The following is a 19,118-nucleotide window of genomic DNA, read 5'->3' on the forward strand; positions in this document are numbered from 1 at the left end:
CGCCGTTCCAGCCCAGCCTAGCCTAGCGCGATCCCGCCCCCGTGGCGATCTGCAAGACCGCCCATTCCTTCGCGGCGGCGTTCCTTGCCTGAGCCGCAGCCAGCCGGGCCGCCGCGCGGGATCGGTCGGCCTCCAGCAGATCGACCAGGGCCAGGGCTCCTTCCTCGAAGTTCTGGCGGGCCAGGGTATAGGCGCGGTCATAGGACGCCGCCGCCCCGTCCAGCGTCGCGGCCCGCTGCCGGTATCGGCGCAGGTTCGATTGCGCGGTCTGCACATCCTCGACCGCCGCCGCGATGGCGGATTTCCAGGCGATCTCGGCCTGGCGCGCCTCGGACAGGCGGCGCGACCGGGCGGCCTGCAAGGTGCCCTGGTTCAGGACCGGCAGCGACAGGCCGGGACCGAAGCCCCATGTGGTCGCGCCGCCCCGGTCCGAAACCGTCCCGGTCAGCGAGATGGCGGGCAGCAGATCGGCCGTCGCCACCCCCACCGCCGCAAGCGCCGCCGCGTAATCGGCCTGCGACGCGCGGATGTCGGGGCGCGACCGCAGCAGGTCGGCGGGAACCCCCGTGCCCGGCCCCGGCGGGGTGCGCAACGGTGCCGACCCGCGCCGCATCTGCGCCATCAGCGGGGCAGCCTGAAGGTTCAGCAGCGTGGACAGCCGATAGACCTGGGCGTTGAACTGCGCCTCGTAATTCGGCAGGTCGGCGCGGGCGGTCTGCAACAGCGCCTCGGTCTGGGCCAGGTCGTATTCGGTGGCGATGCCCACGGACAGGCTGTTGCGCGTCACCTCCAGCGTGCCCTCGCGGGTGCTGATCGTGTCCCGTGTCAGCGCCAGCGCCTGCTGATAATACCGCGCATCGGCATAGGCGGCGATCACCTCGGCCAGCCAGGCCAGATGGACGGTCTGCGCCTGGGCCTGGGCCGACCGCAGGCTGGCCGCAGCCCCTTCGCGGGCGCGGCGAGCGCCCCCGAACAGGTCGAAGACCAGGCTGGCCGACAGGTTTGCGGTATTGGCCGCGGCTGCGGCGATGCCGTCGCCGCCCGCCCGTTCGCGGCCCGCCGTGGTCGTGCCGCCGACCTGGCTGGCCAGGACGCCGGTCCCCGCCAGATCCGCCTGGGCGGCGCGGATGCGTTCGTTGGCGGCCATGATATCGAAGCTCTGGCTCAGACCCTGCCCGATCAGCCGGTTCAGATTGGCGTCGTTGTATCCCGACCAGAAGGCCGTCTGGGCCGGGGTCGCCGCGCCCTCGCCTTCCTGGAACCCGGCAGGAACGGCAGGGGTGGGCAAGGCGTCCGGGTCCGGGCCGACCGCCGCGCAGGCGCCAAGCGCCAGAACCGATCCCAGCAGCGCGCGGCGGCGCATCGTCGTCGTCATGCGGGCTTCCCCTTTCTTCTTCTTGCAAGCTCGACCGCCTTCAGCACGGCCACATAGAAGACCGGCACCAGGAAGATCCCGATCACGGCCGAGGACGCCATGCCGCCCAGAACCCCGATCCCGATCGAGTTCTGCGCACCCGCCCCCGCGCCCGAGGCGATGGCCAGCGGCAGCACCCCCAGCATGAAGGCGAAGGTGGTCATCAGGATCGGGCGCAGCCGCATCTTCGACGCCTCGATGGCGGCCTCCAGCAGCGGACGGCCCTGGGCCACCAGCGATTGCGCGAATTCCACGATCAGGATGGCGTTCCGCGCGGCAAGGCCGATGGTCGTCAGCAGCCCGACCTTGAAGTAGACGTCGTTGGTCTGGTCGAAGAACAGCGCGGCAGCCAAGGCGCCCAGGATACCCACCGGCACGGTCAGCATCACCGCCAGGGGAACCGTCCAGCTTTCGTACAGGGCAGCCAGCGCCAGAAACACCACCAGCCCCGACAGCGCGAACAGCAGCGGCGCCTGGTTGCCCGACAGCCGTTCCTGATAAGACAGGCCCGTCCAGGCGGTGCCATAGCCGCCGGGCATGTCGGCCACCATCTCCTCCATCGCGGTCATGGCGGCGCCGGACGACAGGCCCTGCGCCGCGGCGCCCGACAGTTCCAGCGCGCGGGTGCCGCCGTAACGGGCCAGGGCCTGCGGTTCCTGGTCCCAGACGCGGGTGGTGAAGGCGCCGAAATTCACCATGTCGCCCGCCGCGTTGCGGGCGAACCAGCGGTCGATATCCTCGGGCTGGGACCGGGCATAGGCCTCGCCCTGGACGATCACCGGGCGCAGTTCGGTGCCCAGTGCGAAATCGTTCACGTCGCGCCCCGAGAAGATCACCGACAGCATCGCATTCACCTCGGAGATCGACAGGCCGAAGGCGGCGGCCTTCTGCTGGTCGATGTCCAGCCGCAAGGATGTCTGGAACGGCGCCTCGTTGCCGCGCAGGTTGGTGACGCGGCCGTCGGCCTGGGCCGTGGCGACCAACTGGTCGGCGGCCGAGGTCAGCGCCTCTTGCCCGCGACCCGCCTGATCGACCAGATACATCGAAAAGCCCGAGGACGCGCCCATGCCGGGAATCGCCGGCGGTTGCAGGAAATAGGCCTGGCCCGCGCGGTTGTTCATGAAGAAATAGCCGTTGGCCCGCGTCACCAGCGAGGCCACGTCCAGGCCGGGGCGATCCTCGTATTCGCGCAGCTTGGCGAACAGCATGGCGTTGTTCTGGCCTGCGCCGCCGAAGCTGAAGCCCAGGACCGAGAAGGTCGACTCGACCGTATCGGCTTCCTGGACGCGCAGATAGTCCTCGACCCGCTCGACCAGGGCCAGGGTCTGCGCGGTGGTCGATCCGTCGGGCGTCTCGATCATCACCATCATCACGCCCTGATCCTCGTCCGGCAGGAACGATCCGGGCAGGCGTTCATACAGCGCAAGGGCGCCCGCGCCGATGGCGACCAGCACCAGCAGCATCCTGAACGGGCGGCGCACCAGCCGGGCCACGACGCTGCCATAGCCGTTCGTCGCCCGGTCCAGGTTGCGGTTGAACCAGCGGGCCGGCGCGATGCCGTCGCCATGCTTGCGCGGCTTCAGCAGGCTGGCGCACATGGCGGGCGTCAGGATCACCGCGACGCCCAGCGACAGCACCATGGCGGTGATGATCGTCAGCGAGAACTGGCGATAGATCACCCCCGTCGCGCCCGACATGAAGGCCATCGGCAGGAACACCGCCGACAGCACCATGACGATGCCGACCAGGGCCGAGGTGATCTCCTCCATGCTCTTCTGGGTGGCCTCGACAGGGCCGAGGCCCTCTTCCTCCATAACCCGTTCGACGTTTTCGACGACCACGATGGCGTCGTCGACCAGCAGGCCGATGGCCAGCACCAGCGCGAACATGGTCAGCGTGTTGATCGAAAAGCCCGCCGCCGCCAGCACTCCGAAGGTGCCCAGCAGCACCACCGGGATGGCGATCACCGGGATGATCGTGGCGCGCCAGCTTTGCAGGAAGGCCAGGATCACCAGGAAGACCAGCACCACGGCCTCGGCCAGGGTCTTGTAGACCTGGTGGATGGATTTTTCGACGAAGGGCGCGGTGTCATAGGGATAGACGACCTGCACGCCCGCGGGCAGCGACGGCGCGATGCCGTCGATCACCGCGCGCACCGCATGGGCCGTGTCCACGGCATTGGCGCCGGTCGCCAGGTTGACGCCGAAGCCCGCCGCCGGATTGCCGTTGTATCGCGCAGCCCCGCCATAGGATTCCTGGCCGATCTCGATCCGGGCCACGTCGCCCAGAAAGACCGTCGATCCGTCGGGATCCACGCGCAGCAGGATCCGCTCGAATTCCTGGACAGAGCTGAACTGCGACTGCGCCGACAGGGTCAAGGTCAGCCGCTGGCCTTCCGCCGACGGCTCGGCGCCCAGGTCGCCCACGGTCACGTTGGTGTTCTGTTCCGACACGGCGGCGGTCACATCGGCGGGCGTGACCTGGTATTGCGCCATCTTCATCGGATCCAGCCAGATGCGCATCGCATAGCCCGACCCGAAGGTGTTGATGGACCCGACGCCGGGGGTCCGCTTGACCGGATCCTCGATCATCTGCGCCACCAGATCGCCCAGTTCCACGGACGAGAAGCTGCCGTCCGTGCTGGTCAGCGCGCCCACCAGCAGGATCGACGAGGTCGACCGCGACACGTTCACGCCCTGGCTCTGCACGATGTCGGGCAGCTGGCTGGTGACTAGTTGCAGCTTGTTCTGGACCTGGACCTGCGCGATGTCGGGATCGACCGTATCGTCGAAGGTCAGCGATACCGAGGCCGATCCCGGCGTCGAATTCGAGGTCATGTAGATCAGCCCGTCGATCCCGGTCATCCCGTCCTCGATCACGGTGGTGACGGAGTTTTCCACGATCTCGGCCGAGGCGCCGGTATAGGTGGCGCTGATGCGCACGGTGGTGGGGGCGATCTGGGGATATTGCTCGATCGCCAGGGTTTGCAGGCCCAGCCCGCCGACCAGCATGGTCACGAAGGCCAGAACCCAGGCGAAGACGGGACGATGAATGAAAAAACGTGCCATGGGTTACTCTGCCGGGGCCGGGGCGGGTTGGGCGGCGGCGGCATCGGGCGCCGCTTCGCGGACCACGCCGTTGTCGTCCAGGGTGACGGGCACGGTCGTGACGGTCGCGCCTTCGGTCAGCGCGGCCAGGTTGTCGACCGCCAGCAGGTCGCCGGGTTCCAGCCCGTCCGTCACGATCCAGTGGTTCCGATAGCTGCCGTCGTCGGTCAGGTTCACCTGCGCGGCCTTGCCGTCGCGGATCACCCAGGCCGTTAGCTGGCCGGTCCTGTCACGGGTCGCGGCGTTCTGCGTCACCAGGAAGGCCTGGGTCGTGCCCATCTCGATCTGGCCGCGCAGGAACATGCCGGGCAGGATCAGGCGGCGCGGGTTGTCGAAGCGGAACCGCGTATCCACCGACCCGGTCGAGGTCGAGACGGTGACGCCCGGCGCCACCAGCGTCCCCGTCGCCTCATAGGTCTCGCCGGTTTCCAGCGTCAGCGTCGCTTGCAGCGTTTCGTTCAGCCGCAGCCGGCCCGCGCTGATGTCCTCGCGCAGGGACAGCAGCCGGGCCGAGGGCTCGTACATGTCCACGTCGATCGGATCCAGGCTGGTGACGGTGGCCAGCGCATCGGCCTGCCCCGCCGTGACCAGATCGCCGACCGAGACGGCCGCGACGCTGGCCACGCCGTCGATGGGGCTGGTGACGGTGGTCCAGTCCAGTTCCGCCTGCGCCAGCGTCAGCGCGGCCTCGGCCGATTGCAGCGCGGCCTGGGCCTGTTCCAGCGTGGCGCGCGATTCGTCGACCTGCGCCTGGGTCGTGCCCGATCCCAGCAGCCGCTCGGTCCGCCCGAACGAGGTTTCCGCCTGCGTCAGCGCGGCGCGGGCGGAACTGACCTGCGCCTCGGCGCTGGAGAGATTGGCCTGATAGGTCGCCGGGTCGATCTGGAACATCGGCGCGCCCCGTTCCAGGGCGGCCCCCGGCTCATACAGGATTTCCGTCACCAGCCCGCCGACGCGGGGACGGATCGCGGCCTGGGACTGGGCCACGGCGCGACCCGGCAGGGTCACGATGCGGGGCACCTCTTGGGGCTGCACCGTCACCACGCCGACGGCGGGAGGCGGCATTTGGTCCTGCTGCGCAAGCGCCGGCAGCGACGAAAACCAGACGGCGATCAGGGCCACGCAGGCCAGCGGGCGGAAAAGGGGCATCGGAATCGTTCCTTCGGACAGGCGGAGGGGCTTTGCCGCCTTGTTGCACATGAATGCATAGTGTGCAATATTTGCCTGATGTGAATGGGAGGGGGAAATGCGCCATGACCGTGAAATCGTCGCTTCGTGATCGAAGGCGATTGCAGACCTCGCGCGAGATCCAGCGGGCGGCGCTGACGCTGGCGCTGCGCCACGGCCATGACAGCGTGACCACCGAGGCCATCGCGGCCGAAGCGGGGATCAGCCAGCGGACGTTCTTCAACTATTACCTGAACAAGGATGCCGCGATCATCGGCAACGCGCCCAGCTTCGACGACGATACCGTGGCCCGGTTCCGCGAATCGTCGGGACCGCTGCTGGCGGATTTGTTGCAGGCGCTGCGGCGGCTGCTGTCGAACAGCGACCTTGACCGCTCCACCTCGCAGTTGATCGACCGGCTGCTGGTCAGGTCGCCCGATCTGCTGCCGATCTTTTACGGATCGCTGAAACGCCTGCGCGACCAGATCGCCGATCTGGCCGTCATGCGCCTGGGCGAGGATGCTCGCGCCGACGCCGAACTGCTGGCCGAGGCGATTTCCCACGCCCTAGCCGACACGTTCCGCATCTGGGCCAATGACGACGGCATGTCGGCCGACAGCATCGTCGACATTGCTGCCGCCAAATTGCAGGTCTTGCGCGGTTTACTGACGCCCGGCGTTCAGCCCATCCCCGCCGCCAGCACCGTCAGGCCGGACACGCAGGCAATGACCAGCACCGCGGCGGCCCCGATCCGGCCGTGAACCGCGGCCGGAGCGTCCTGGCCGATGCGGCGCAGGTGCAGCTCGGTCTGGATGTCGAACATGAAGGGCACCCCGAAGTCGATGATCGGGCAGGGTTCGGCGCGGCGGTCAAAACTGCGGGCGGGCATCATGCACCTGCCACCGGCGCCCGGCGCGGGGCCGTCGACTGGCCCAGCAGCCTGCGCAGCATCGATGGCCGGGCAGTCCGGTCCAGCAGCCGGTCGCGGATCACCTTGCCCCCCGGCCACGGCCCAAAGCCCGAGGCGACGTTGATATGCCCCGCATGGCCCAGGTCGATCAGGTCCGCGCCCAGGTCGTCGGCCAGATCCTGGCAGCGGCCGAAGGACATCCAGGGATCGTTGCGGCTGGCCACCACGACCGCAGGCACGTCCAGCGCCCGTTCGGGCAAAGGCCCGAAGCGGCGGATGCGCTTGCAATCCTCGGATCCCGCCAGCGGGTCGGCAGGCGCGACCAGGACAGCGCCGCGCACCCGCAGCCCCGCCCAGCATCTGCGCGATCAGCACCGATCCCAGCGAATGGCCGACCAGGATGCTGTCTGGATGGCGCAGGATCATTTCGGCCAGCGTCGCCTCCCACGCCTCGCGCACGGGGCGGCGGGGGTCGGGCAAATCGACGATCACCGCGCTTGGATCGGTGCGCGCCCACCAGTCCTGCCAATGCGGCGCTGGCGATCCGTCGAGACCGGGACCGATCAGAGTCTTGGACATGGCGCGATTCCTTTCATCCGTCCCGATAAGACTACAATCGTTGTCGTGATTTTGTTCCCAAAGATCCCGGCCCAAAGAGAACGGGGATCTCTAACGGTCGCGGGTGTTGATCGGATAGGCGGTGGTATGGCGCAACCGTTCCATCGCGAAATGCGAGGTCAGGTTCTTGATCGGCACGGCGTCGGTCAGCCGGCGATAGAAGTCGTCATAGGCGGCCATGTCGGACACCGCGACATGCAGCAGATAGTCCATTTCCCCGGCCATGCGATAGGCTTCCATGATCTCAGGGAACTTCCTGACGGCGGCCAGGAAGGCGTCGCGCCAGGCCGCGCCGTGGTCCGCCGCCTCGATCCCCACGAAGACGGTCAGGCCCAGGCCCAGCTTCGCCGGATCGGCCAGGGCCACGCGCCCGGTCAGGACTCCCGTCGCCTCCAGCTTCTGGATCCGCTTCCAGCAGGGGGTTTGCGACAGGCCCACCTGATCGGCGATCTGCGCGATCGGCTGGGTGGCGTCCTGCATCAGGGCGGCGACGATCTTGCGGTCGATCAGGTCCAAATTGGCCATCTGGTCTTTCCTCGGGGTCGGCATCGGCCACAGACTGCCATAAAAACAGCAAATGTCCACCGTTATTGTCGTATATTTGGAATTGCCTTGACCTGCGGCAAATGTCGACCTTGAAGCGGGTATTTTATCGCCATAGGGTGGGCCATGATCACGCAGAAGATGAAATACGCCCTCAAGGCGATGCTGGTCCTGGGGGACGAGGCCGCCCAGCCCCACCCCGAGGCGCTGACCATCGAGAAGATCGCCCGCCGGTCCGACACGCCGAAGCGGTTCCTGGAACAGATCCTGCTGGAGATCAGGAACGCGGGCATGGTCAGCTCGATCCGCGGCCGGTCGGGCGGCTATCTGCTGATCAAGCGGCCCAGCGACATTTCCATTTCCGAACTGCTGCGCCTGATCGACGGTCCCATCGCACCGCTGCCCTGCCTGTCGCGGCGCGCCTATCAACGCTGCGAGGATTGCCGGGACGAGGCGTCCTGCCGCATCCGCAAGGTCTTCGCCGAGATTTTCTGGTCCTATCTGATCCTGATCGAATCGCTGACGCTGGAGGACATGCTGCGGTCCGAACAGGTGGCGGAACAGGTGATCGGGGCCTAGAACGGCGCCGCCTGGCTGAAGCTGACCTGCACACCGCTGTCGGGATGGCGCAGGCGCAGGCTTTCGGCGTGCAGCATCAGGCGCGGATGATCGGCCGCAGCGCCCGTCGCATACAGCGGGTCGCCCAGGATCGGATGGCCGGTTTCGGCCATGTGAACCCGCAGTTGATGGCTGCGCCCGGTCAGCGGGAACAGCCGCACGCGAGTTTCGTCATCCGTCGCGCGGATCACCCGCCATTCGGTCAGCGCCGGGCGCCCCGTTTCGTGGTCGACCTTCTGGCGCGGGCGGTTCGGCCAGTCGACGATCAGCGGCAGGTCCACGGTGCCGGTCCTGGGTTCCAGCCGCCCGGCCAAGCGCGCGACATAGGCCTTCTTGACCTTCCGGTCCTCGAACTGTTTGGACAGCACCCGCTGCGCGTGCGGCGTCAGGCCGAAGACCATCACGCCGGATGTGTCCTGGTCCAGCCGATGCACCAGCAGCACCGTCGGGAAGGCGCCGCGCAGGCGGTTGATCAGGCAGTCGTCCTTGCCCTCGCCCCGGCCCGGCACCGATAGAAGCCCGGCGGGCTTGCCCACCACAAGGATCTCGTGATCGGCATGGATCACCTGCGGCGCGTCCGGCGGCGGAGCATAGACGAAATCTGTCACTTCGCGACCAGCCGGATCGCCAGGCCCGCGAACATCACGGCGGCGATCCTGTTGATCAGGCCCAGCCGCCGCCCGATCACATGGCCCGCATAGCCCGCGACGATGCCGTAACCCATCGTCACCAGCGTGCCGGTAAAGGCGAAGATCAGCCCCAGGCCCAGGATCTGCTGCCAGACCGGGCCCCAGGCGGGGTTGGTGAACTGCGGCAGGAAGGCCAGCAGGAACAGCACCGGCTTGGGGTTCAGCGCGTTCGACAGAAAGCCGCGCCGGATGATGGCCCAGGGCCGGACGCTGCCGCGCGCCGACGGATCGACCGGCCCCGCCCGCCAGCTTTTCCAGGCCAGCCACAGCAGATAGGCCGCGCCCGCGTATTTGATCGCGCGCAACGCCTCGGGGTGGGCGGCGACCACCGCGCCCAGGCCCACGGTCGCCAGCGTCACATGCATCAGCACGCCCAGGCCCACGCCGAATCCCGCCAGGGCGCCTGCGCGCGGCCCGCCCTGAATGCCGCAGGCGCTGGCGAAGAACACGTCCTGGCCCGGCGCGACGTTCAGCAGCAGCCCGCCCGCGACGAAGGCGGTCAGCTGCGCCAGCGGAATGGCGGCGATCGTGTCCCAGATCATCCCTGCGCTTCCTGCGGCAAGCCGTCGGCGATGTCATAGTAATCGCCCTTGTCGGCCACATAGATATGGCCCGCCAGCCGCAGCCCGGTGGGGCTGTCCACGGCGCCTGCCGCGATTTCGGGGTTGGCCGCGCCGATCTGCCGCCAGAACAGGCTGCTGCCGCATTCGGGGCAGAAGCCGCGCTCGGCCTGGTCCGAGGACCGATACCAGCGCACCGGCCCGTCCACGGTCACGCCCCGCGCCGAGGCCGCGGCCCAGACATGGCCCGACCAGCGGCGGCACTGGCCGCAATGGCAGGCGCGCAGCGGATCATCGGTCCAGCGTCCCGCAAAGGTGACCGCGCCGCACAGGCAGCGCCCGGTGAAATCAGACATGGGCGAAAACCTCGTGAAGGATCGCGGCCAGCCGGCCGGCATCCGCTTCGGTGAAGGCATCGGGGCGGTCGCTGTCGATGTCCAGAACGCCGATCAGCCGCCCGCCCTTGCCCCGGACCGGCAGGACGATTTCCGACCGGGTGGAACTGACGCAGGCGATATGGCCGGGAAAGGCGTCCACGTCGGGGACAAGCTGGACCTGCCCCGTGCGCGCCGCAGCCCCGCAGACCCCGCGTGAAAACGGGATGACCAGGCAGCCATGGCCACCCTGATAGGGGCCGATCTTCAACAGCTCGGGCGCCACGACGCGATAGAAGCCGGTCCAGTCGAAGCGGTCGTCGGCATGGTGGATCTCGCAGGCCAGGGTCGCCATCAGCGCGACCTCGTCGGTCTCGCCGTCGGTCAGGGCGCGGATGCGGGCGGCAAGGGCGTCGTAATCGGTCATGCCCCTTTCTACGCCGGGCGACGCGGCGCGAAAAGCCGCGATCTTGGCATTTACGCGGCCCCGCGGCTGGGCCAATCATGCGCGGCATGAACCGCCTGACCCTGACGCAACGCATCTTCCTGGTGATCCTGGCCGTGCAGGCGGCGCTGTTCGCCGCCCTGGCCGTGGCCAGCCTTGAGGGCGCGCGCCGCGACATCGCCACCGAGACCCGGCTGGCGGTCGAAACCGCGCGCGCCCTGGTGCTGGCGACCATCGGGACCATGCAGGGGGCGGTCCCCCCGGATCGGATCATGCAGCTTCTGCCGGAACGGCTGGTGGTGCCGCGCCATGTCACGCTGGGGACCGTCGACATCCTGGACGGGGTGGTGCGCCGGGCCCGCGCCCCGGTGCCGGCGCAGGCCTCGGCGCCGCCCTGGTTCGCGGCCCTGGTCGCCCCCGACCTGCTGGAAACCCGCCTTCCCGTGGTGCTGGAGGGGCGGCCGCGCGGCTATGTCTTCATCGCGACCGATCCGGGGGCGGAAATCGCCCTGGCCTGGCGCGACCTGTCGGCCTTCCTGGGGCTGGCGGCCTTGGCGGCGGTGGTCCAGGGGCTGCTGATCCTGTGGGCCACGCGCCAAGCGCTGCGGCCCGTCGCGGCCATCGCCAGCCGGTTGGGCGACCTGCGCCGGGGCGATCTGTCGGCGCGCGTCGGGCCGGTGGCGCAGCGCGACCTGGCCCCCATCGCCGCCGGGGTGGACGACCTGGCGCAGGCGCTTGGGCAGGCCCAGGCCGACCGCGCCCGGCTGCAACGCCGCGTCGTCACCCGCGGGGACGAGGAACGCAAGGCCGTGGCCCGCGACCTGCATGACGAGATGGGCCCCTGCCTGTTCGGCCTGCGGGTCGAGGCCGACGCCCTGCGCGAGGCCGCCCCGACCCCCGCGATCCAGGCCCATGCCCAGGCCATCGCCGACATCGCCGAGGAAATCGCCCGCGTGAACCGCGCCCTTCTGGGCGACCTGCGCCCCGCCGCCATCGGGCAGCTGCCGCTGGCGGCGGTGCTGGGCGATTACCTGGCCGACCTGGAACGGCGCTTCCCGGATCTGGACATCGACCTGGATCTGGCCCCCGACCTGCCGGAACCGGACGAGGCGACCGCCCTGACGCTGTTCCGCATCGTTCAGGAGGGCACCACCAACGCCCTGCGCCATGCCGGGGCGTCGCGCGTGACGGTGCGCCTGTGGGCCGATCCGGCGCATTGGCGGGTGGTGCTGTCCGATGACGGCCGGGGCATGGCGCCGGACGCGCGCGAAGGCACCGGCTTGACCGGGATGCGCGAACGCATCACCCTGCTGGGCGGCGATTTGTCCTTGTCCTCGGGGGCGGAGGGGACCACCATCAGCGCCAGCCTGCCCTTGCAACAGCCGGAATGAAGGCCCCACCGCAGATGAAGTCCGCGCTTGTCATCGACGATCATCCGATCACCCATCTGGGCGCCAACCGCCTGCTGCGCGAACTGGGATACGACCGCATCGGCCAGGCCGTGTCGGGCGAGGAGGCGCTGTTGCAACTGGCGGGCGGCGAGGCGCCGGATCTGATCGTGCTGGACATCAGCCTGCCGGGCGCGGGCGGGCTGGATTTGGTGGCGCCGCTGCGCGATGCCGCGCCCGATGCGCCGATCCTGATCTTTTCCATGAACGACCAGACCGGCTTTGCCGCCCGCGCCTTGCAGGCTGGCGCGCAGGGGTTTCTGTCGAAGAACGCGCCCCCCGCCGATTTCCGCGAGGCGGTGCGGATGCTAGAAGCGGGCGAATTCTATCTGTCGCCCCGCCACGCCATGGCGCTGGCGACGCTGCGGGCCGGGGCCTCGGCCGATCCGCTGGGGGCGCTTTCGGATCGGGAACGGCAGGTGCTGGCACTGATCGGCCGGGGCCTCAGCCTGCAAGCCATCGCGGATCACCTGGAGGTCAGCTACAAGACGGCAGCCAACACGTCTTCGGCGCTGAAGAAGAAGCTGGGCGTGGACGGCATCAACGGGCTGATGAAATTCGCCCTGGACAGCGGGGTATGACGGCGATGCTGGGATGGTTCAGCCTGGACGACGACGCGCCGGCGGGCGAGGCCGACCGGATCCTGGCGCGCCTGTCCGCCGGTCTGGCGGATGCGGGCCTGCGGCTGGCGGGCGCCATCCAAGTCAATACCGACCAGGGCGCCGACTGCGCCTGCGACATGGACGTGCTGGTGCTGGGCGAGGAAGACATGCCGATCCGCATCTCCCAGTCGCTCGGCAGCGGATCGACCGGCTGCCGCCTGGATGCCGGCGCGCTGGAAATGGCGGCGGCGCGGGTCTCGGCCCGGCTGGCGGGGGCGGAACTGCTGATCCTGCCCAAGTTCGGCCGGCAGGAGGCCATCGGCCGGGGCTTTCGCAGCGTGATCGCCCAAGCGGTGGCCCAGGACGTGCCGGTCCTGCTGCATGTGCCCCCCGAACAACGCGCCGATTTCGAGCGTTTCTGCGAGGGGCTGGGACAGCGCGTTCCGCCGGGCCAACTGGCCGAATGGTGCCTGGACCAGGTGACGGGTGTCCAGTGACGGGCATCGCGTGACCGACCTGCCTCTGATCGACGCGCGCGGGCTGCTGTGCCCGCTGCCGGTCCTGCGGTTGCGAAAGCTGCTGCCCGACCATCCGCCGGGCACGCGCGTGCGGCTGTGGGCAACCGACGCCATGGCGGCGATCGACGTGCCGCATTTCTGCGAGACGGCCGGACACCGGCTGGTCGAACAGCGCGAGATCGGCGGCGGCGTGCGGGAATTCATCGTCGAAAGGGGGCTTTCCGCCCCCTCGGCCGCAAGAGCGGCCTTCACCCCCGAGGATATTTGAGCAAAGAAGAAAGCCATGCTGGCCGTATTCCTGAAGACCCTGCCCTTTTTCGGGATGATCGGCCTGGGCTGGCTGGCCGCGCGGACGCGGTTCTTTCCCCAGGAGGGGGCGGCCTGGCTGACGAAGTTCGTCTTTTACTTCGCCCTGTCGGCGATGCTGTTCCGCTTTGCCGCGCGGCTGGATCTGGCGGCGCTGTTCGATCGGTCCTTCGTGCTGGCCTATCTGGCGGGATCCTTCGGACTTTGGCTGGTCGGCATGGCCGTGGCCCGAAGCCGGGGCCTGTCCCTGCCCGAGGCCGCGATGGAGGCGCAGTGCTGCATGATCGGCAATACCGGGTTTCTGGGCGTGCCGATGCTGGTCGTGCTGCTGGGCGAACGCGCCGTCGGGCCGGTGCTGATGGTCCTGACCATCGACATGCTGGTGTTTTCCACGCTGATCACCCTGATCATCCATGCGGGCCGCAGCGGCGGGCTGCGCCTTGCCACGGCGGCTCCGATCCTGCGCGGCATCGTCGCCAATCCGATGGTCCTGTCGATGCTGGCGGGGCTGACCTGGGCGCAGATGCGCCTGCCCCTGCCCGGCCCTTTCGACGAGTTCCTGGTGATGCTGGGCGCCGCCGCCACCCCCGGCGCGCTGTTCGCCATCGGCGCCAGCCTGGCGGGGCGGCGCATCGGACGGCTTGCGGCCTCGGCCTGGCTGACGGTCGCCAAGCTGATCCTGCATCCCCTGGCCGTGGGCCTGGCCGCCTGGGCCTTTCACGTCGAACCCTTCGCCGCAGGCGTCATGGTCGCCGCCGCCGCCCTGCCGGTCGCGGGCAACGTCTATATCCTGGCACAATATTTCGGCGTGGCGCAGCAGCGCGTGTCGGCGGCGATCCTGATGTCCACCGCAGGCAGCATCGTCACGGTCCCGCTGGTCATCCTATGGATCGGGCAGGGATAGGGGCAGAGAGACCGTGGCCGCCCACGTCTGAGCCCCAGGAGAAATAGAACAGCGTCTTGGGGACGGCCGACGTTCCAGTCAGCCCCGGCGTCGTCGCGCACTGCCGTGCATCAACCGTTCGGCAACCGCCGCCACATCCCGCATGGGATAAAGTGCAGGATGTTCCCTCACGGGCGCTTTTCTCCGGCCATCTCAGCAGATCAGAACACATGCCAACCCATTCCCCGAAAGGACGTGTTTCGTTTCGGCTTCGATGATTCCGTTTTGCCAACCCAAGGAACGGGCCAACCTGTTCCCGATCCGGCCCTGGCCAGGGGGCGGGTCGGTGCCCGCCCCGCCGGTCTTCAGAACTGCTTGCCGATGGCCCGGTCGACCGAGAACCGGCCGCCGCCATGGGCCACGAAATACAGCGTGATCGCCAGCCACAGCAGCGATTTTTCCGCGCCGCCGAAGCCCTCGGCCTGGACGACCCAGTGGAAATAGGTGGTGACGCACAGCACGATCGAGGTGGCGAAGGCCGCCGGGCGGGTCAGCAGGCCCAGGGTCAGCAGCAGCCCGCCGAAAAATTCGGTCGCGGCCAGCAGCGGGGCCCAGAACCAGCCCGGATGGAAGCCCAGCCCCTCGACCATGCCCACGGCGCCCATCGGCGCGTTGATCTTGGGCCAGCCGTGAACCATGAAGGCGATCCCCGCGATCAGGCGCATGTAGAGCACGGTCAGCGGCGACAGCGCGGCATAAAGCCCTTGCAGTTTCGGGATGATGAAGCGGGTGTCGGTGGTGGTGTCGTAATCGGTCATTGTCGATCTCCTGCGGCTTGCGGCCGCCATGCGGCGCAAGGATAACGGCGTCAGCCCCGAAGGGCAGGATTGAAGCGGTCAGGAAGATCAGGCCCGCGGCGGGCGCCAGGGGCTTGTCCAGCGGGCATCGGCCAGCACCGCCGCGCCGAACTCGGCGGTGACCCGCGACCCCGGCCGCGCCGGTTCCGCGCCATCGACGCCGCCGGGCGCCAGACAGACGAAGCAGAAGCCCGGTTTCTTGACCGTCTCGGCCTGGCTGCCGGGCAGGCCCGCCGCATAGCACATGTCGTCGGCGCGGATCTGGGCACTGCACGAAGGTCGCGCGATATCCGCGCTTGCCACGGCGACGGACATCGCCAGAAGCGAGACCATCAGCATCAATGTGGCAAGAACTTTCATCCAACAGGGCCGGATCGTTGCGGATGGTCCCGCTATGCCGCAGCGCGGCTTCGGCGATCAAGCCTTTTCCGCCTTCGTCGTTCACAATGGTGAAACCTGCGGCTAGCATGATCGGCGCAAGGACATCCCGCACGGAAAGGAAAGCCATGTCGGAACTGATCGTGATCGCCTTCGACGACGAGGCCACCGGATTCGAACTGCGCGCCGAACTGGTGAAGATGCAGCGCGACTATCTGATCGAGATGGAGGACGCGGTCGTCGTCACCCGCCCGGCCGAGGACGACATCCAGTTGCACCAGGCGGTGAACCTGACCGCCGCCGGCGCGCTTGGCGGCGGCTTCTGGGGGACGCTGGTGGGGCTGGTGTTCCTGAACCCGCTGATCGGGGCGGCGGTCGGCGCGGCCTCGGGCACGCTGGCCGGGCGGCTGACCGATATCGGCATCAACGACGACTTCATGCGCGACACGGCCCGCGCCCTGCCGCCGGGCGGATCGGCGGTCTTCGTGCTGCTGCGCAAGATGACCGCCGACAAGGTGCTGGACCGGCTGCAATCCTTCCAGCGCCGGGGCCGGGTCTTGCAGACATCCCTGTCCCGGCAGGACGAGGACCGGCTGCGCGACGCGCTGTCGGGCGATGCCGCCCCGGTGCCCCCGGCGGCGCCCCCCGCCACGGGCGCTTGACGCAAGACCGGACTGCGTGGGACATGGCACGCCATGGTCCTGCGCATCCTGTTCAGCCCCCCCGCCGAGGAACCGGCCTCGACGCTGCGCCGGGTGCGCTGGCGCCCGCTGCGGCGCCTGCTGATCTGGGCGCGCTGGCTGGCCCTGCGGTTCTTGGCGCTGATGCTGGCCCTGGTGATGTTCTATGCGCTGGTCAATCCGCCGACCACCTGGACGGTCGTGGCCGAGGCGACGGCGCCCCGGTCCTGGACCGACATCGACGACATCGCCCCGGTCATGCGCCAGTCGGTCGTCGCCGCCGAGGACGCGAATTTCTGCCTGCACTGGGGCTTCGACATGGTGGAAATCCGCCGCGTCGTGGCCTCGGGGTCGTCGCGGGGCGCATCGACGCTGACCCAGCAGACCGCCAAGAACGTGTTCCTGTGGCAGGGCCGCAGCTGGACGCGCAAGGTTCTGGAAACCGCCTTCACCCCGATGATCGAGGCTTTCTGGTCCAAGCGCCGCATCCTCGAAGTCTATCTGAACGTCGCCGAATTCGGCCCCGGCATCTTCGGGATCGGCGCCGCCGCGCGCGAATATTTCGGCACCACGCCCGACAAGCTGACGCCGGTGCAGGCCGCGCGTCTTGCCGCCGTCCTGCCCGCGCCCAAGACGCGCAGCCCGGCGCGGGCCTCGGCCCGGTCCCGCGCCATCGCGGACGGCGCGGCGACGATCGCGCGCGACGGGCGCGCCGATTGCCTGTAAGGGCCGCGCCTTCCGGTTGAAACGGGGCGGGCGCAGGCTTATCAAGGTCCGATTGCACGGCAAGGAATCTTGAAGCAGGCGATGAATACCAACACCCAGACCACCCGGCTTTACCATTCGGCCCTGTCGCCCTTCTGCCGCAAGGTGCGGCTGGTGCTGGCCGAAAAGAAGATCGAGGTCGAACTGGTCGAGGAGCGTTACTGGGAAAGCCCGCCCGACCTGAAGCGCCGCAACCCGGCCGGAAAACTGCCGGTGCTGCGCCATCGCGGCAACATGCTGGCCGAAAGCCAGGCGATCATCGAATACCTGGACGAGGCCATCCCCTCGCCCGCGCTGATGCCTTCGACCCCGCTGGAGCGGCACGAGGTGCGCAGGCTCTGCGCCTGGTTCGACGACAAGTTCAACGACGAGGTGACGGTCCCGATCCTGACCGAACGGGTCTGGAAGAAGATCACCCGCCAGGGCTATCCCGACAGCCGCGTGGTCAAGGACGGGCTGCGCGCGATCAAGGAGCATATCGACTATCTGACGACGCTGCTGGAAACCCGCCGCTGGCTGGCGGGCAACAGCCTGTCGCTGGCCGATTTCACCGCGGCCGCGCATTTTTCCTGCCTGGATTACATCTCGGACGTGGATTGGGACCGCTCCGAGGTGCTGCGCGACTGGTATGCCACCATCAAGTCGCGCCCGGCCTTCCGGTCGATCCTGGCCGACCAGGTGCCGGGCATCCACCCGGCCCCCCATTATGCCGAGCTTGATTTCGGATAAGGCCGGGGGGCCAGCCCCCCGGACCCCCCGGGATATTTGGGCGAAGATGAAACAGCGCCTTGGCGCCGAAGCCGAGGCGGTCGGGTTTTCCCGGATGCGGGTCACGACGCCGGATGCGGTACCCCAGGTGGCCCAGCGGTTGCAGCAGTTCCTCGACGCCGGGCGGCACGGGCAGATGGGCTGGATGGCCGAACGCACGCATTGGCGCGGCGATCCGGCGGCGCTGTGGCCCGAGGCGAAATCGGTGATCGTCCTGGCCGAGCTTTACACCCCCGACCACGATCCGCTGGCGGTGCTGGACCGGCCCGACCGGGCGGCGATCAGCGTCTATGCGCAGGGCAAGGATTATCACGACCTGGTCAAGAAGCGGCTGAAGCGGCTGGGCCGCTGGCTGCTGGAGCAGGCGCCGGGCGAAGAGATCAAGGTCTTCGTCGATACCGCGCCGGTCATGGAAAAGCCGCTGGCGCAGGCGGCGGGGCTGGGCTGGCAGGGCAAGCACACCAACCTGCTGTCGCGCGATCTGGGAAGCTGGTTCTTCCTGGGGTCGATCTTCACCACGGTCCCCCTGCCCGCCGACACGCCCGAGGTCTCGCATTGCGGATCCTGCCGCGCCTGCCTGGATGCCTGCCCGACCGGCGCCTTTCCGGCGCCCTATCAGCTGGATGCGCGGCGCTGCATCTCGTACCTGACCATCGAACACAAGGGCCCGGTCGATCCCGAGCTGCGCCCGCTGCTGGGCAATCGCATCTATGGCTGCGACGACTGCCTGGCGGTCTGTCCCTGGAACAAGTTCGCCCAGGCCGGGTCCGAGATGCGCTATCGCGGCATCGTCGCCGCGCCGCCCTTGGCAGAGCTGGCGGTGCTGGACGACGCGGGCTTTCGCGAGCGGTTTTCCGGCAGCCCGATCAAGCGCATCGGGCGCGACCGCTTTGTGCGCAACGTGCTGTATGCGATAGGCAATTCGGGCGATCCGGGGCTGGCACCCTTGGCGCGCGGGCTGGCGGGGGACACCGATCCCGCCGTGGCCGAGGCCGCCCGCTGGGCCGCCGGGCGGCTGGCGCAAGCCTGACGGGTCACAGCAGGAAGTCGCCTCGGTCCAGATCCGGATGGCCCAGCAGCCGCAGCAGGAAATCCGCGCGCCCGTCGCCGTTCAGGTCGGCCATCACCCGCGTCTCGGACCCGACATGCTGCCAGCGGACCTGGCGGGCTGCGGTGAACTGGGCATCGTCGACATAGCCCAGGCCGATGGCGCGCAGATCCAGCCTGTCGCTGTCGGGCCTGAAATCCTGGATGATGTCGGGGGCGGCGGCCATGCTGTCCCGCCAGGACAGGAAGCGGAACACGTCCGCGCCCGATCCGCCCGCCAGCACGTCGGCGCCGCCCGCCCCGATCAGCGTGTCGTTGCCCAGCCCGCCCGACAGGGTGTCGCGCAGATCGCCGCCGTTCATCACATCGCTGCCCGCATCGCCCCACAGCCGGTCCGATCCCGCCCCACCCCAGATGGCAT

24 protein-coding genes and 1 pseudogene are annotated in these 19,118 nt (G+C 68.8%); 11 read left to right on the forward strand and 14 right to left on the reverse strand.

Annotated elements, in window-relative coordinates; translation table 11 throughout:
- Nucleotides 1-22 precede the first annotated feature (22 nt).
- From PARHAE_RS00405 to PARHAE_RS00415, 3 genes are read right to left on the reverse strand one after another with little or no spacing between them, the layout of a single operon-like run.
- Nucleotides 23-1,375 carry an efflux transporter outer membrane subunit gene (locus PARHAE_RS00405; RefSeq protein WP_164555088.1) on the reverse strand — a complete coding sequence of 451 codons (1,353 nt, stop codon included), beginning with the start codon at nucleotides 1,373-1,375 and terminating at the stop codon, nucleotides 23-25.
- The gene (locus PARHAE_RS00410) at nucleotides 1,372-4,482 is read right to left on the reverse strand and encodes an efflux RND transporter permease subunit (RefSeq protein ID WP_126152632.1); all 3,111 of its coding nucleotides are present in this window, start codon (nucleotides 4,480-4,482) and stop codon (nucleotides 1,372-1,374) included. The genes PARHAE_RS00405 and PARHAE_RS00410 overlap by 4 nt, the downstream gene beginning before the upstream one ends.
- Nucleotides 4,483-4,485: 3 nt before the next feature.
- Entirely contained in the window at nucleotides 4,486-5,670 is a 1,185-nt protein-coding gene (locus tag PARHAE_RS00415; protein ID WP_126152633.1) for an efflux RND transporter periplasmic adaptor subunit, read from the reverse strand.
- A 104-nt stretch (nucleotides 5,671-5,774) separates the two neighbouring features.
- Here PARHAE_RS00415 and PARHAE_RS00420 point away from each other — a divergent pair, with 104 nt between their 5' ends.
- A complete protein-coding gene (locus PARHAE_RS00420) occupies nucleotides 5,775-6,449 on the forward strand; it encodes a TetR/AcrR family transcriptional regulator (RefSeq protein WP_126152634.1) in 675 nt (224 codons plus the stop codon).
- On the opposite strand, the gene PARHAE_RS00425 is transcribed toward PARHAE_RS00420, so the two are convergent.
- The 4 genes and pseudogenes from PARHAE_RS00425 to PARHAE_RS00435 form a co-directional block, all read right to left on the reverse strand.
- Complete coding sequence (locus PARHAE_RS00425; protein ID WP_164555089.1) at nucleotides 6,368-6,577, reverse strand: hypothetical protein; 210 nt, start codon at nucleotides 6,575-6,577, stop codon at nucleotides 6,368-6,370. The genes PARHAE_RS00420 and PARHAE_RS00425 overlap by 82 nt on opposite strands.
- The gene (locus tag PARHAE_RS21835) at nucleotides 6,577-6,939 is read right to left on the reverse strand and encodes an RBBP9/YdeN family alpha/beta hydrolase (protein WP_277600620.1); all 363 of its coding nucleotides are present in this window, start codon (nucleotides 6,937-6,939) and stop codon (nucleotides 6,577-6,579) included. Before PARHAE_RS21835 ends, PARHAE_RS00425 begins: the two co-directional genes overlap by 1 nt.
- Before the next feature lie 70 nt (nucleotides 6,940-7,009).
- Nucleotides 7,010-7,177: pseudogene (locus PARHAE_RS21840) on the reverse strand (alpha/beta hydrolase); the annotation flags it as partial.
- Nucleotides 7,178-7,267: 90 nt separating this feature from the next.
- Nucleotides 7,268-7,741: an Lrp/AsnC family transcriptional regulator gene (locus tag PARHAE_RS00435; protein WP_126152636.1), complete on the reverse strand. Its 474-nt coding sequence runs from the start codon at nucleotides 7,739-7,741 to the stop codon at nucleotides 7,268-7,270.
- 144 nt (nucleotides 7,742-7,885) lie between these two features.
- Between PARHAE_RS00435 and PARHAE_RS00440 the strand changes: the two genes are divergently transcribed.
- Entirely contained in the window at nucleotides 7,886-8,338 is a 453-nt protein-coding gene (locus tag PARHAE_RS00440; RefSeq protein ID WP_126152637.1) for an RrF2 family transcriptional regulator, read from the forward strand.
- Here the strand turns inward: PARHAE_RS00440 and PARHAE_RS00445 are convergent.
- The 4 genes from PARHAE_RS00445 to PARHAE_RS00460 are packed head-to-tail and all read right to left on the reverse strand — an operon-like array spanning nucleotide 8,335 to nucleotide 10,427.
- Nucleotides 8,335-8,985, reverse strand: a complete 651-nt coding sequence (locus tag PARHAE_RS00445; RefSeq protein ID WP_126152638.1) for a pseudouridine synthase — start codon at nucleotides 8,983-8,985, stop codon at nucleotides 8,335-8,337. The two genes, PARHAE_RS00440 and PARHAE_RS00445, sit on opposite strands and share 4 nt — an antisense overlap.
- Nucleotides 8,982-9,608, reverse strand: coding sequence for a LysE family translocator (locus tag PARHAE_RS00450; RefSeq protein ID WP_126152639.1), 627 nt, complete (start codon nucleotides 9,606-9,608; stop codon nucleotides 8,982-8,984). The genes PARHAE_RS00445 and PARHAE_RS00450 overlap by 4 nt, the downstream gene beginning before the upstream one ends.
- Nucleotides 9,605-9,982 carry a GFA family protein gene (locus tag PARHAE_RS00455; protein WP_126152640.1) on the reverse strand — a complete coding sequence of 126 codons (378 nt, stop codon included), beginning with the start codon at nucleotides 9,980-9,982 and terminating at the stop codon, nucleotides 9,605-9,607. The genes PARHAE_RS00450 and PARHAE_RS00455 overlap by 4 nt, the downstream gene beginning before the upstream one ends.
- The gene (locus PARHAE_RS00460) at nucleotides 9,975-10,427 is read right to left on the reverse strand and encodes a GAF domain-containing protein (protein ID WP_126152641.1); all 453 of its coding nucleotides are present in this window, start codon (nucleotides 10,425-10,427) and stop codon (nucleotides 9,975-9,977) included. Before PARHAE_RS00460 ends, PARHAE_RS00455 begins: the two co-directional genes overlap by 8 nt.
- A gap of 77 nt (nucleotides 10,428-10,504) precedes the next feature.
- On the opposite strand from PARHAE_RS00460, the gene PARHAE_RS00465 reads away from it, so the two are divergent.
- Genes PARHAE_RS00465 through PARHAE_RS00485 form a run of 5 tightly spaced genes read left to right on the forward strand, consistent with a single transcriptional unit; the run spans nucleotide 10,505 to nucleotide 14,223 of the window.
- Nucleotides 10,505-11,836 (forward strand): ATP-binding protein, encoded by a 1,332-nt coding sequence (locus PARHAE_RS00465; RefSeq protein ID WP_126152642.1) that lies wholly within the window; start codon nucleotides 10,505-10,507, stop codon nucleotides 11,834-11,836.
- Between the two features lie 14 nt (nucleotides 11,837-11,850).
- Complete coding sequence (locus PARHAE_RS00470) at nucleotides 11,851-12,474, forward strand: response regulator (RefSeq protein WP_206436829.1); 624 nt, start codon at nucleotides 11,851-11,853, stop codon at nucleotides 12,472-12,474.
- Nucleotides 12,475-12,479: 5 nt separating this feature from the next.
- Nucleotides 12,480-12,992: a DUF2478 domain-containing protein gene (locus tag PARHAE_RS00475; protein WP_126152654.1), complete on the forward strand. Its 513-nt coding sequence runs from the start codon at nucleotides 12,480-12,482 to the stop codon at nucleotides 12,990-12,992.
- Nucleotides 12,993-13,002: 10 nt separating this feature from the next.
- Nucleotides 13,003-13,281 carry a sulfurtransferase TusA family protein gene (locus PARHAE_RS00480; RefSeq protein ID WP_126152644.1) on the forward strand — a complete coding sequence of 93 codons (279 nt, stop codon included), beginning with the start codon at nucleotides 13,003-13,005 and terminating at the stop codon, nucleotides 13,279-13,281.
- Between the two features lie 15 nt (nucleotides 13,282-13,296).
- Nucleotides 13,297-14,223, forward strand: a complete 927-nt coding sequence (locus PARHAE_RS00485; protein WP_126152645.1) for an AEC family transporter — start codon at nucleotides 13,297-13,299, stop codon at nucleotides 14,221-14,223.
- A gap of 344 nt (nucleotides 14,224-14,567) precedes the next feature.
- On the opposite strand, the gene PARHAE_RS00490 is transcribed toward PARHAE_RS00485, so the two are convergent.
- Nucleotides 14,568-15,020 carry a DoxX family protein gene (locus tag PARHAE_RS00490; RefSeq protein ID WP_126152646.1) on the reverse strand — a complete coding sequence of 151 codons (453 nt, stop codon included), beginning with the start codon at nucleotides 15,018-15,020 and terminating at the stop codon, nucleotides 14,568-14,570.
- Nucleotides 15,021-15,107: 87 nt separating this feature from the next.
- Entirely contained in the window at nucleotides 15,108-15,398 is a 291-nt protein-coding gene (locus PARHAE_RS00495; RefSeq protein WP_164555090.1) for a hypothetical protein, read from the reverse strand.
- A 167-nt stretch (nucleotides 15,399-15,565) separates the two neighbouring features.
- Here PARHAE_RS00495 and PARHAE_RS00500 point away from each other — a divergent pair, with 167 nt between their 5' ends.
- The 4 genes from PARHAE_RS00500 (at nucleotide 15,566) to queG (ending at nucleotide 18,680) form a co-directional block, all read left to right on the forward strand.
- On the forward strand, nucleotides 15,566-16,099 hold the full coding sequence (locus PARHAE_RS00500; RefSeq protein WP_126152648.1) for a DUF1269 domain-containing protein: 534 nt from the start codon (nucleotides 15,566-15,568) through the stop codon (nucleotides 16,097-16,099).
- Between the two features lie 33 nt (nucleotides 16,100-16,132).
- On the forward strand, nucleotides 16,133-16,843 hold the full coding sequence (mtgA, locus tag PARHAE_RS00505; protein WP_126152649.1) for a monofunctional biosynthetic peptidoglycan transglycosylase: 711 nt from the start codon (nucleotides 16,133-16,135) through the stop codon (nucleotides 16,841-16,843).
- An 81-nt stretch (nucleotides 16,844-16,924) separates the two neighbouring features.
- Nucleotides 16,925-17,611, forward strand: coding sequence for an FtsZ-binding protein FzlA (gene fzlA, locus PARHAE_RS00510; protein WP_126152650.1), 687 nt, complete (start codon nucleotides 16,925-16,927; stop codon nucleotides 17,609-17,611).
- A gap of 46 nt (nucleotides 17,612-17,657) precedes the next feature.
- Entirely contained in the window at nucleotides 17,658-18,680 is a 1,023-nt protein-coding gene (queG, locus tag PARHAE_RS00515; RefSeq protein WP_126152651.1) for a tRNA epoxyqueuosine(34) reductase QueG, read from the forward strand.
- A 4-nt stretch (nucleotides 18,681-18,684) separates the two neighbouring features.
- Here queG and PARHAE_RS00520 read toward each other — a convergent pair.
- The coding region (locus PARHAE_RS00520) for a M10 family metallopeptidase C-terminal domain-containing protein (RefSeq protein ID WP_206436830.1) at nucleotides 18,685-19,118 on the reverse strand (434 nt) is incomplete at its 5' end.

Source organism: Paracoccus haematequi (assembly GCF_900631945.1).
Lineage (GTDB): Bacteria > Pseudomonadota > Alphaproteobacteria > Rhodobacterales > Rhodobacteraceae > Paracoccus > Paracoccus haematequi_A.